Origin of the sequence: Glutamicibacter arilaitensis, assembly GCF_044793945.1 — a bacterium.
Lineage (GTDB): Bacteria > Actinomycetota > Actinomycetes > Actinomycetales > Micrococcaceae > Glutamicibacter > Glutamicibacter arilaitensis_B.
The window spans coordinates 1,636,874-1,649,705 of sequence record NZ_CP084994.1; the positions used below are offsets into that span (position 1 = coordinate 1,636,874).

Genomic DNA, 12,832 nt, shown 5'->3' on the forward strand with positions numbered 1-12,832 from the left:
CCGTAGAAAACGAAACAAAGGACTTCAGGCGATGCGAGTAGCAGCCCTTCAATCACCAAGCAGCCCAGGGGATTGGCAGCGCAATGCTGAAATCGTGCGTCGGGCAGCGAACTCGGCCGCAGCCTCCGGCGTCCAGCTTCTGGTCACCCCGGAGCTGTTCCTCAGCTCCTACCGGCCGGCGCAGATCGCCAACGACCCAGGGCAGGACCAACGAAAGATGCTCGCCGAGATCGCCGCGGAGGCCGGGGTGCACCTGGTCGCCTCGACCGTCGAAGCCGAGGGCGAAGACCGATACATTTCGGCGTCGCTCTTCAGCGACACTGGAGAAGAAATCACCCGCTACCGCAAACAGCACATGTTCGGCGACGCCGAACTCGCAGTATTCACCCCGGGGACAGTGGACCCGCAGATTATCGAGGTCCTGGGGTGGAAGGTGGCCCTGGGCATTTGCTTTGATGTCGAATTCCCCGAATTCGTCCGCCAGACCGCGCTGGACGGGGCCGAGCTGCTGCTGATCCCCACCGCGGTTCCACTGCGCCCGGATGTCGCTGGGCAACCGCATGCCCTGGACACCAGAATGCTTTCGACCCTGGTTGTGCCCTGCCGCGCCTACGAAAGCCAGATCTTCATCGTGTATTCCAACCATTCAGGCCCCGGCTTCTCCGGCCTGAGCACCATTGCCGATCCCTTCGGGCAGCGGTTGGCTACGGCGCAGGATGACGAACAGGTACTGCTCGCCGAGCTGGACCGTTCAAGGCTTGCCCTGGCCCGCGAATCCGTCGACTACCTGGAGATCGCCCGCGCCGTGCACCCCACGCGCCGATAGCCTTCCGCAGCACCTTTTACCGCAACACACCCTCGCGCTTCCCGAAAGGCTTTTCCGTGCCCGAAACACCTCCCATTACGATGCTGCTTCCGGACTTCCCGTTCTCCTATGACCAATTCCTGCGCCACGACGCGGGCCTCGGCTCCGTTCCCCAGCAACGCTGGGGAACCGAAATCGCCATTGTCGGCGCCGGCGCGGCGGGGCTGCTCGCCGGATACCAGGCGATTGCGCTGGGGCTGAAACCGGTCATCTACGATGCCGAAGGCATCGGCGGGCGCTTGCGCGGCGTCGAGGTGCCCGGTTCCGGAGGCCTGATCGCCGATATGGGCGGCATGCGATTCCCGAAATCCAGCCGCGCCTTCTGGCATTTCGCCGACCTTCTGGGCGTCGAGTCGACACCGTTCCCCAATCCGCTGACCAGCGCCTCGCCGGGAACCACCATCGATATTCTGGGGCACACCGTGCGTGCGCAGAGCGCCGCCGATCTGCCCGAGCTCTACCGCACGGTGCAGGAAGCCTGGAAGGCCTGCCTGGGCGAACGCTCTGGCATCGAAGAAATGCAGGAAGCCATCCGGTCGCGCGACGAGGCAGCCATCAAGCGCCTCTGGAACGAACTGGTGCCGCGCTTCGACGACACCTCCTTCTGGGCCTACCTGTCCACCTCCGAGGCCTTCGGGAAGCTGCCATTCGAGGCCAAGGAGGCCTTCGGCATGATCGGCTTCGGCTCCGGCGGCTGGGACGTGAGTTTCCCCAATGCAATTCTGGAGATCCTGCGCGTGGTCTTCGTCGACGCCGAAGAAGAACACCGCCGCATCACCGGAGGAGCCAAGTCCTTTACCGACCTGCTCTGGACCCAGGCACCGGAAAACCCTGCCCACTGGCCGGCCGGCACCACCCTTTCCTCCCTGCACGAGGGTGCACCCTTGGGCGCGGTCACGCACATCCGCGACACCGGCGACGGCGTAGCGATCACCGATGCCAGCGGAACCACGCGGAATTTTCCCGCGGCCATTCTCACCACCCACAAGGGCTTGCTCTCCACCAAGATCAACACCGACGAATCCCTGTTCACACCCGAGGTGTGGATGGCGATGCGGCGCACCCATTACCTGCAGTCCTCCAAGACCTTCATCGCGGTGGACCGCCCGTTCTGGAACGACGTGGACCCGGACACCGGCTTGAACGCCATGAGCACCACGTTGACGGACCGGGTCACCCGCGGCACCTACCTGTTCGACAACGGCCCCGGACGCCCAGGTCTGATCTGCCTTTCCTATACGTGGAATGACGACTCGCTGCAATGGGCGCCGCTGAGCGCCGAGGAACGCGCGGAGGTCGCCATCCGCAACCTCGAGGAGATCTACCCCGGGCTTGATTTGCGCAGCCATGTGATCGGCAGTCCGGTGGCCGTGTCCTGGGAGGCCGAGCCCAACTATGCCGGAGCTTTCAAGATCAATCTTCCCGGCCACTACCGCTACCAGCGGTCGCTGTACTCCCACTTCATCGAGGCCGAGCCGCAGGACTGCCCGCAACGCGTCTTCCTGGCCGGGGACGATGTCTCCTGGACCGCAGGCTGGATCGAGGGGGCCGTGACCACGGCGCTGAATGCGATCTGGGGTGTGCAACGCGCACTGGGCGGCTCCTGCCACCCGCAGAATCCCGGTCCGGGGGACCGCTGGAACGAGCTGAAGCCGGTGGCGCTGCCATGATGATCGATACCATTTTGCGCAATGGCCGCATCCTCACCTGCGATGGCGCCTACCCGAACGCGCAGCGCATCGGCCTGCACCGCGGACGCATCGTCGGCGTGGACGCGCAGCTTGAGGGATACACCGCGCAGCGAAACGTGGATCTGGACGGGGCGGTGATCGTCCCGGGCTTCAACGACGTGCACGCGCACAGCGTCTGGTTCGGGCTCTCGATGTCCGAACTGGACCTTTCCGCCGCCCGCACTGCGCAGGATCTCTACGGGTTGGTCGCCGCCGCGGCGGCGACTTTGCCCGAAGGCCAGTGGCTCATCGGGGCAAACCTGGAGCTGCTGAACCTCGCCACGGAACCTGATTTGGCACAGCTCGATGCCGCAGCGCCGAAGCACAACCTATTCCTCAAATCCAATTCCGGGCACAGCGCCTTGGTCAACTCCTTGGTGCTGGAGCAAATCCGCCGCGCCCCGGGCTATTCCACGGCCCCCGGCAGCGGAGTCGTGCTCGATGCCCGGGGCCAGGAGACCGGCTTGCTTGAGGAGAATGCGCTGCGCCTGGCCCAAGAGCTGTTCATGCCCTACCCGCTGGATCGCATCGAGGACGCCCTGGAACGAGCCACGGCGGTATACGCCTCCGAGGGACTGACCAGCGTGACCGACGCCGGAATCGCCGGCGGCTGGATCGGCAACAGCCCCATCGAATTCGCCGCCTACCAGAATGTCCTGGACCGCGGCACTCTGCGCACCCGCATGAGCCCGATGATCACCCTCGACGCGCTGAACCTGCAGACCGCCGGCGGGCGCACCCTGCAGGGCGGGATCCGCACTGGCCTAGGCGATGACCGGCTGCGCCTGGGACCGGTGAAGATCTTCACCGACGGCTCGCTTTTGGGCGCCACCGCCGCGATGACCGAACCCTATTGCGGGTGTGACCACGGGAGCAACTCCGGCTACCTGCAGGCCGACGCGCAGCAGCTCACCGGTGCGGCGCTGGCCGCGGCGGCCTCCGGCTGGTCCCTGGCCCTGCACGCCATCGGCGATGCGGCCGTGGAGCTGGCCATTGAGACCATCGCGGAAGCCCGCACACGCCACGGCGCCCCGCGCATCCCGCACCGCATCGAGCATGGCGGCTACGTCCGTCCGGACCAGATCGCCCGGATCGCCGCGAACGGCATTGTCCTGGTGCCGCAGCCGCACTTCATCAACGCCTTCGGCGATGGCATGCGCGAGCTGCTGGGCGAAGACCGGACACGGTATTCCTATCCGGTCAGATCCCTGCTGGACGCCGGCGCGGTATTGCCGGGCAGCTCGGACCGCCCGGTGGCCGAGGGGCGGCCGCTGCGGGTGATGCAGTCATTCGTCGAACGCACCACTTCCTCCGGCGCGCAGTACGCGCCCGAGGAGCGGATCAGCGCCACCGAGGCGCTGCGCGCCTACACGGTGGGTTCAGCCGCGGCCACCGGCACCGCGGATCGGCTCGGCCAGCTGCGCCCGGATTTCCTCGCGGATCTGACCATTCTGGCCGAGGATCCCACCACCATCGAGACCTCGCGGATCGGCTCGATCGAGGTGCTCGCCACGGTGCTCGGCGGCGAGGCAACCCACGACCCGCGCCAACTGCTCGGCTAACCGCTTCACCATTCGAAGTACCAAGATAGAGGATCACATGGGAAAACAACCCGTAACACAACGCGCCACCGGCGAGGCGGCCTCGGGGCTGGAGCGCGGACTGAGCAACCGGCACCTGCAGCTGATCGCCATCGGCGGTGCCATCGGAACCGGGCTTTTCTTCGGCTCCGGAAAGGTCATCAGCCTGGTTGGCCCCTCGGTCATCTTCGTGTACATGATCATTGGCTTCATGCTCTTCTTCGTGATGCGCGCCCTGGGCGAGCTGTTGCTCTCCAATCTGAGCTACAAGAACTTCGGCGATATCGCCAAGGATCTCATCGGACCGTGGGCCGGCTTCTTCGTCTCCTGGAACTACTGGTTCTCCTGGGTCATCGCCTGCGTGGCTGACATCGTCGCGATCACCGCGTACGTGCAGTACTTCAACCCCGGCATCGCCGTGTGGATTCCCGCGGCGATCACCGCCGCGGCCCTGCTGGTCCTGAACCTGCAACCGGTGCGGGCCTTCGGCGAAACCGAGTTCTGGTTCGCCATCATCAAGATCATCGCCATCCTGGGCCTGATCGCCGTTGGCCTCATCCTGGTCTTCAGCGGGTTCACCAGCCCGACGGGGACCGAGGCGAGCCTGGCCAACCTCTGGGAGCACGGCGGGTTCTTCCCCACCGGCTTCGGCGGGTTCATCCTCGGCTTCCAGCTGGGCATCTTCGCGTTCATCGGCATTGAACTGGTGGGGACCACCGCCGCCGAAACCCGCGATCCGCACCGCAACCTGCCGCGGGCAATCAACTCGATCGTCGTGCGCATCCTGGTGTTCTACGTGGGCGCCATGGCCGTCATCATGGCAGTGACGCCATGGGATGAGATCAATCCGGGTCAAAGCCCATTCACCTCGATGTTCGGCATGGTCGGATTCACCGGTGCGGCCTTCGCCATCAACCTCGTGGTCTTGACCTCGGCGGCGTCGAGCGCGAACTCCGGGGTCTACTCGGCCAGCCGCATGGCCTACGGCTTGGCCAAGGACCGTCAAGCACCTGAGGCGTTGGGTGCACGGACCGCCCGATCGGTTCCGCGAAATGCGGTGTTCTTCACCGCGGTGTTCCTCATCGCCGCGATCCCGCTGCTCTATGCGGGGGACAGCCTGCTCGCCGCCTTCACCATCGTCACCTCCATCTGCGCGGCAAACATCCTCTTCACCTGGGGGATCATCGTGGTCAGCTACATCCGGTACTACCGCAAGCATCCCGACCGTCACGCCGCGTCGCGGTTCAAACTGCCCTTCCCGCGGGTGACTCCCTGGGTTGTCCTCGCATTCTTCGCATTCATCGTTGTGACCTTGTATGCCGGGGATGACACCCGCATCGCGCTGGTGCTCACGCCCTTGTGGTTCTGCCTGCTTGGTGTGCTCTGGTGGTTCACCAAGAAGCGCCTTGTCAGAAACGGTCATCCGCTCACCGCGGCGATCCCCGTCGTCAGCGCCGAGGAAATCACGGAGAACTTCCGCAAGGGATCCTGAGAATCCAGCGGGCGGCAACGGCGACAACGCCTGATCAAGCCCAAATCTGCAAGGACTCTGCCTCGAAACCGCGGGGCTGGCGAGGCAGAGTCCTGTTTTGGGAATGAAACGTTAGTACCGGGGACGCGGCAGCGGTGAACCGTTTCCTTGGCTTGTCGAGCATTACCAGGCGATACTCCGCCACTGTGCGTTGGCGTGCTGGCGCATGGTTGTGGGGCGACAGTTTTCTTTGCGCTGCGCCAGTTTTTATGGGGACCATTGGTTTAGCTTCCGGTCCAAGCGCCGTAGGATGGGGCCAAGGGGTACTCTCCCCATATTTTGGAAGTGCACGGCATTTCCAGCTAGGCGGCACATCATGTCGGACAAGTCACCACGCAAGGGCGAAGCGAAGAAGCCCGCAAAATCCATCAAGGAAAAACGCGCCGAGAAGCGCCTGAAGAGCGCCGATACGATCAGCGATCCAGTGCGTAAAAGCGCCAAATAAGAATTAGTGCCAAATCATTAAGTAGCGAATCCGCAGCTTAACGAGAGCACCCAGCCCAGCCTCTGCCTGACGGTTTACACCGTCAGCCGGAGGCTTTGCTGTTCCCAGCGAAATCCACCCGAACTCACCGGCAGCGCAGCGCCGGTTCGTCCGAACGCCATGCCCGGGACCGCGCGAATTTCGCGTGCTTTCTGTCCATGCCTAAACTGGTGAGACATCGACTGATCAAAGCGTGAAAAGGGGTCCCGGTTCGTGGACGATAACGAGTTCAGCTTTATCAACCTTGAATTTATCTTCTCAGGTTCGAAGCCTGAAGCCGCCGCCGATGTCCATGCTGTCCTCGCAGAACACCGGCTAGTCGGTTTCATCGATGGCGCGAGGACTCGTGAGCATGTCACGGAGGTGCTCGCCGAACTGGCGACGTTGAACGATGCCAGGGACCCGGTCCTGTGCAAGATGGGCCCGGAGGATGCGCTGATCCACGGCCCGCGGTTGACGGAGCTAGCCCACAGCCTCAAGTCGGCAAGCGGAGCGAGATACGTCTTGATCAACGGCGAGGAATTGGACGGCCCGGTCCCGGGCGAAGAGCAGCTTGGCGACTATGCAACGGATGTTCAGCTATTCCAAGGCTCCACCCTGAAAGTCTCGGAACTGACAATGTCAGCAAGCGCCGGACCCAATACTTTCACGGTGTTCAGAAATCTCACCGGGTTGACGGTCCTGCCCCGAATTCCACTAGAAGACTCCAACGTCTCCCGGGGGAGCCGGCCGTATCTGACGCTCTCGCGCAGCGGTAGCGTGCTCACCGCATCGATCCACTCAAAGGGACCGCTGCGTCCGCAACAATTCCCCGACTTCGTGTCCTACCAGATCGATTTAGAACGCATGAAGATTCTGGAGGCAAAATCCGGGAGCGATGCCGAGTTGCTGTTGAAGTCACTCGATGAGTGGAATGACGAGGTCTTCGAAGGCGAGTTCGAGGCGGTGGATCAATTGCTGGCTGCTGGCCCGGCGCGGGAAGAAGCGAAGTCGATTCTGCGGGCACCACGCTCGGCGCACAACCTCAAGAGGTTCTTGACCCTTTTTGGCTATGACCCGCGGAGCATCGACTTCCTATCGGGTGCGTCGGTTCCCGAGGACGCACGCGAAATCCACGTGCATGGGGTATTGAACGCGATCCGCGTCACCATGGAAGAGTTTGAACGCGAGGCCACCGGACTGATGGGTCTAATCTCGCGGACCGGGTGGAGTCCTCGGGCCTTGATTGTCTCCAGCGTGGCTGTTTTGGCCGCAGGGGCCATTGCAAACCGCGCCATGAAGACTTCGCCAAGGCTGGCTCGAATGCCCAAGCCTTTGCGCCGTAGCCTCATGTTTTTCTGGTACTCGGACGGAGTCTATTACCTTGCCAGGGGAGTCAAAGAAGCCTTGGATCCGGTGATGCAGAAAGCCAAGTCTTCCTGAATCAACGAGTTCGTCGTCGAATCCCAGCCAGATTTAGCCACCCGTAGATGGGTGATGATGCGGTGAGTGCTGAAAGGCAAGTTCGCAGACATTGGGATCCGAAATCCGCGGGAGTGAACCAACAAGTCAGAGTGCGCTGTGATTTGCGCCCTCTCAAGCTCATTTCCAATGATCTTGTATAGGGACCACAGCCCTTTTGATGGATGGATGATTCACTTCCAACGTCTGAGCGTAGCCCCGGGCCTTACTTACAAAATTGTATTGGTGTACTGGAATACGAAATGCACGACTTTGGTTCGCTAACGCACTGGTCTAATGAGCGACTCTTCATCGGACTACATAGAAGTTGAACCCGTTGGCCTGGCCACAGACGACTCTTTGAATGGTTCGCCACGAACTGCAAGTTGGCGTTTTGAGAGTCATGCTGGCCATGATTCAGGTGGTGGACGTGGCCAGTGCGCTCGGTCGCACCTTGGGTCCCACCCAATATCTCAGCGAGGTTGATTCGGTCGAGTATGCCCAGGCAGCGCGCACCGCATTGCCGGTGAGATCCTGGAGCGCCAGTCAGCCAGCTGGGAGTAGTGGGTCCATCTGCGATCCGGGTGAAGGCGGACTGGCCGGTGCTATTCGAAGGCGCCGCGTGAAATTGGCCATTGAGTGGAGGCTGGACTCACGGTGGGCGATTCTATCTCCGAAACCGCTGCAGGGAGTGTCCGCTGGCAAATTCCCACGCTTAACCTGCCGCCGCTTTGATGTACTAGAGCCACATATCCGTCTTTTTGTACGAGAATAAGCATGACCCCGAACATTGCGTGGGTGAAGAGCCGTGGATGAGAATAAGACAAGGCGGTGTTTGCCCAGTGAAGCCAGTAGTCGGGAGACAACTAGGGGACCGGTACCAACTAGTCGAATTCATAGCGCAAGGCGGAATGGGTGAAGTGTGGAAAGCCCAGGACTTGGTTCTCCAGCGCGAAATTGCGGTCAAGTTTCTGAGATTTGAACACGCTGAAAGTGCAGGGCACATTGCGAGATTCGAGCGAGAGGCTCGTACCATGTCATTGCTCCAGCATCCAGGGATCGTTCGGGGCATTGATTTTAGACAGGACGAGGGTCTCAACTACATGGTCATGGAATTCGTTCCAGGAACCACGCTTTCAGCTCTCATCAAAACGGAGGGTCGACTCGACGTCGATCGCACACTTTCCTTGATTACCCAGACAGCGCAGGCATTGGCTGCGGCGCATGGATCGGGATTGGTGCATCGGGACGTCAAACCCAGCAACATACTGATAACTCCAACCGGCATGGTGAAGGTGGCAGACTTCGGTATCGCATTCAGCGCCTCCGATTCGAGGCTGACAGTGACCGGCCAAGTGATCGGAACGGCACAGTACATTTCTCCGGAGCAGGCTAGCGGTCGCACGGCGACCGCGGCGTCTGATATCTATGCGCTGGGCGCTATAGGCTATGAATGCTTGACGGGAAGGCCGCCGTTTTCCGGCCCGTCCCAGATTGCAGTAGCAATCGCCCATATCAAGGACACCCCACCGCCGCTGCCAGCAGAGCTTCCCCAGGAGGTGCGCCAGCTGATTATGTCGATGTTGTCCAAGGACCCGGCGAAGCGGCCCTCATCAGCTGCTGCCGTCGCCAGGATAGCCGAGGAGCTTCGCAAGAAGGCTGCGTTGACCAGCACGAGTGGCACCCCAGTATCGCCGACTACGCCCCTCGAGAAGCCTCGGCCAAGACCGCACAGCGACAAAGTAATCAAGCTGACGACCCCTTTCGCAGAGGAGCCTAAACCTTCTCGGACGATGGCTGTGGTGTCCAAGATCGCTAGACCGGTCACCAGAGCGAGGGGAGGGGCCTCATCGAAGAGATTGGAAATCATGGATGCCACTGCAGTGGTGACGACGGCGTTGATAATGTTAACCCTGACGATCCTTCTGGCTTTCGGTCTGTACCCTTAGCCTCCACATTTTCAACCCGACAACGTGCTGGGCGTACGTGACGGGTTGCAGAGAGCTACGTGAACGCCGGTCTAAGGTGATCTTTTCCTATTGGGACGCCTGCGCTAGCAAACTCTGTTTCTTTCTATCACCCTCGGGTAGGCTGATGGCACTCGCACCTGTTAGAGCGCAGGTCAGCAATGAATCTTGGGGGGAACCATCATGCGTAGAGTTCGGTATGCATCGATTTTGGCAGTCTCGATGTTGGGGGTGACTGCTTGCGGCGGTGTCGATGCCAGCCAGGGTGAAGCATCGGCGGTGCCTACTCCGACGGTCAGCGAATCTCCTGTGGTTTTCACACCCAATCCCATGGACACGGTAGCGCCTCCGGAAGTCGAGGATCCTTCAACCTCCAGCGATGAACCTTACTGGCTTGATACGGGGTCGGGCGTCGTCCAGGAAATTGAGCTGGATTTGGAGCGAAGCGGTGGGTACAAGGCGTCTGCGCATGTCGAGTGGTATGCACCAAGAGAAGTGGAAGCCAGTAGCATCCCACTCCTCAAGAACCTGCCTGACGCAGACGATTTGGCGACGCGGGCTATTCGAGTGAACGTTGTCTTCACGCCAGAAACGGTGAATGGATTCGAATGGCCTTCCGACGCGCCATTTGGCCTGGTAATAAGTGATTTCGGTTCTAATGGACCTTCCGGTGGCCTAGGGATAGGGTACTCCTATTTAGATGAATCGGGCGCTTATGTACCGGTGATGGAGACCGAAACAGGAGTGATGTACTACTCGGATGATGGCGAAGAGATGAAGGTTGCCGCGGACATCATTTATTTCGCAAAGAAGACCCCGGAGAAGCCAGAAGGCGATTGGACCACTAGCTACTTCGGCACACATCCAACCACTATCGCCATCCCTTACTGTGTTCCGGATCAGTCTGCCAAGGGGATCAAGATTAAGGACGGAGGGATCACCTTGAGGGCTGCGCAGTACGGGGTTAACGAAGCTGGATGCTGGCTCATGCCGGAAAAGGTTTATTCCGACCCTCTGGCGCAGCTGCCTGTAAGCAGTTAGCACCGCTGCCATCCTTATCTTATCTGCCCACCATTTCACTCATAAGCCCCCTTGGCATGCCAAGATGGGCTCATGGGTGAAATGGTGAAGGTTGGCGGGGCTGAAAAGCCGCGGGATGAAGTGCTCGAGTACGCTGCAGACTATTTGAGCGGCAACGGGCGGTATGCTTACCCGGCCTATGATGCTTATCCCGGCACGGTCAGCGACCTGGTGGGCGACGCGGACTTGCTGGCTGTTTGCCTGTTGAACGCCGGTCAAAAGGCAATCCCCACTTACTACGGGTTGCAATCCCTCATTCCGGACATGAATGAAGTCCTGAAGCGTCTCCCAGAAGACGAACCGTTTGCTGAGGCGTCGGCCGGCACCCTCGACATCATGGCTGATTTCTTTGGGATCCTGGATGATAAGCCAACGACACAGGTAGGAAAGACCAAGTTGCTGAAGGTCTTGCACCGCAAACGCCCCGAGCTTATTCCGCTGTTCGACGAGAACATTCGTCGTTGCTACAGCGTGATTGGTGATGCGCCGGTGCCGCCGGTGAAGTCGCGCACCCATCGAGATTTCGCCGTTGCCTGGTTGCCTTTCCTGCAGCGAGACCTGGTCCAGCAGATGGATGTGTGGGACAAGATTGTCGGCCTGACAAACGGGGGCGTTCCCATCACACCGCTGCGCGCCCTCGACATCGTCGGGTGGGATCTGGGTCGAGGGCCGACTGCTTCAAGTGGGAGAGCTAAATGATAATCTCTACCTCCTGTATTCCCATGTTTACAACAATGTGGGAATATAGGAGGTAGTCATTCCCATCTTGAAACGGTTGTCCCATGAATCAGCCACGCGATCCTCGAGGGATCAGCTCCGGAGGCCAGTTCTCCCAGCGTCACCGTTCCGAACCAGGAGTCAGTCTGCCGGCAGCTGGATGGCCATCCATTGCCTATGAGGAAAAGCAATGGGAAGCCCAGCATGATCCGGCCCAGTCGAGACGACAGCGACTGAGAGCAGGTGGTCCCTACCAAGCTGCCATTGTTCCCAAAATCGCTAACGCCAACCCAGCAATCTCCGGACAGGCGGCAGCGCTGGTGGAGGAAGCGACCATCGAAACAGTCCGCTTCGACCGCGACTTGGGTGACGCCGCCGCACCATTCGCAGCCCTGCTCCTGCGAAGCGAATCCGCAGCCAGCTTCCAAATCGAGAACCTGATCGTCGGGGCTAAACGCATCGCATTGGCCCAGTTGGGGGACCGGTCCAGCAGCAACGCAGCCCTGGTGGCCTCGAACATCTCCGCGATGGTGGCCGCAGTCGACTTGGCCGACAATCTGGATGAAACCAATATCCTGGCCATGCACCGCGCCTTGATGGCTACCTCTGAACCGGAAATGGCGGGGCGCTACCGTACCGAAGCGGTGTGGATCGGCGGCAACTCCCCGCACGCAGCCATGTTCGTACCTCCTAGCCATGAACGAGTTCCGCAGGCCATGGAGGACCTGATCAGCTTCATGCAGCGTGATGACATCCCGGCGCTGACCCAAGCGGCGATCGCCCACGCTCAATTTGAGACCATCCATCCTTTTCCTGATGGCAACGGACGCACCGGACGCGCATTGGTTGGGTCCATGCTTAGGAACAAGGGGGTTACCGAGAAGGTGACCATTCCCGTCTCTTCTGGCCTGCTGACCGACACCAAGGCGTACTTCGATGCGTTGGGAGCTTTCCGCGAAGGGGAGATTGAACCGATTGTGGAGATGTTCGCCGAATCCACCTTCCGGGCCACCGCCAATGGGCGGCAACTGGCAGCGGACGTCCGCATCATTCGCCAAGAGATCTACGCCGGGTTCGGCCGTACCCCGGGGGAAGGGTTGAAGTGGGCAATCGAGCTGATCGTGCGCGAGCCGGCCATTACCGCCCAGATGCTCAGTGACACTGCAGGCCAGTCCTCCAGCGCCGCATACCGGAATATCGATCGTTTGGAACAATTGGGAGCCCTGAAGCTTTCGGGACATATCAACGGACACCGGGTATGGGTCGCACCGAAGGTCATTGAGGCGTTGGACAACTTTGCCGCCAGAGCTGGCCGACGCGTGCGCGTTTGAAGCGCGGAAGGATTCGTGACAGTACCAATGCAGGAATATTTCAGTCGTAGGAGTGTCATACGGAAGGGAAACGGCGCATGATGGAGAGACAAACATAGGTTAGGGAG

Annotated in this window: 10 protein-coding genes; all 10 read left to right on the forward strand. The window is 60.7% G+C overall.

All coding sequences use genetic code 11. The features are described 5' to 3' along the window. Positions 1-31 precede the first annotated feature (31 nt). Positions 32-826: a nitrilase-related carbon-nitrogen hydrolase gene (locus tag LG294_RS07465; protein ID WP_404290996.1), complete on the forward strand. Its 795-nt coding sequence runs from the start codon at positions 32-34 to the stop codon at positions 824-826. 56 nt (positions 827-882) lie between these two features. Next, positions 883-2,535: a flavin monoamine oxidase family protein gene (locus LG294_RS07470; RefSeq protein ID WP_404290998.1), complete on the forward strand. Its 1,653-nt coding sequence runs from the start codon at positions 883-885 to the stop codon at positions 2,533-2,535. Then, positions 2,532-4,157, forward strand: coding sequence for an amidohydrolase (locus LG294_RS07475; RefSeq protein ID WP_404291000.1), 1,626 nt, complete (start codon positions 2,532-2,534; stop codon positions 4,155-4,157). The genes LG294_RS07470 and LG294_RS07475 overlap by 4 nt, the downstream gene beginning before the upstream one ends. A 37-nt stretch (positions 4,158-4,194) precedes the next feature. Beyond that, entirely contained in the window at positions 4,195-5,667 is a 1,473-nt protein-coding gene (locus LG294_RS07480; protein WP_404291002.1) for an amino acid permease, read from the forward strand. A gap of 355 nt (positions 5,668-6,022) precedes the next feature. Next, positions 6,023-6,151 carry a hypothetical protein gene (locus tag LG294_RS07485; protein WP_346059138.1) on the forward strand — a complete coding sequence of 43 codons (129 nt, stop codon included), beginning with the start codon at positions 6,023-6,025 and terminating at the stop codon, positions 6,149-6,151. Positions 6,152-6,403: 252 nt separating this feature from the next. After that, positions 6,404-7,612, forward strand: coding sequence for a hypothetical protein (locus LG294_RS07490; protein WP_404291004.1), 1,209 nt, complete (start codon positions 6,404-6,406; stop codon positions 7,610-7,612). Between the two features lie 929 nt (positions 7,613-8,541). Further along, positions 8,542-9,579 (forward strand): protein kinase, encoded by a 1,038-nt coding sequence (locus tag LG294_RS07495; RefSeq protein WP_404291006.1) that lies wholly within the window; start codon positions 8,542-8,544, stop codon positions 9,577-9,579. A gap of 228 nt (positions 9,580-9,807) precedes the next feature. Beyond that, positions 9,808-10,638: a hypothetical protein gene (locus tag LG294_RS07500; RefSeq protein WP_404291008.1), complete on the forward strand. Its 831-nt coding sequence runs from the start codon at positions 9,808-9,810 to the stop codon at positions 10,636-10,638. A gap of 72 nt (positions 10,639-10,710) precedes the next feature. Continuing rightward, positions 10,711-11,376, forward strand: coding sequence for a DUF6308 family protein (locus tag LG294_RS07505; protein WP_404291010.1), 666 nt, complete (start codon positions 10,711-10,713; stop codon positions 11,374-11,376). An 83-nt stretch (positions 11,377-11,459) separates the two neighbouring features. Continuing rightward, complete coding sequence (locus tag LG294_RS07510) at positions 11,460-12,725, forward strand: Fic family protein (RefSeq protein ID WP_404291012.1); 1,266 nt, start codon at positions 11,460-11,462, stop codon at positions 12,723-12,725. Positions 12,726-12,832: the final 107 nt, after the last annotated feature.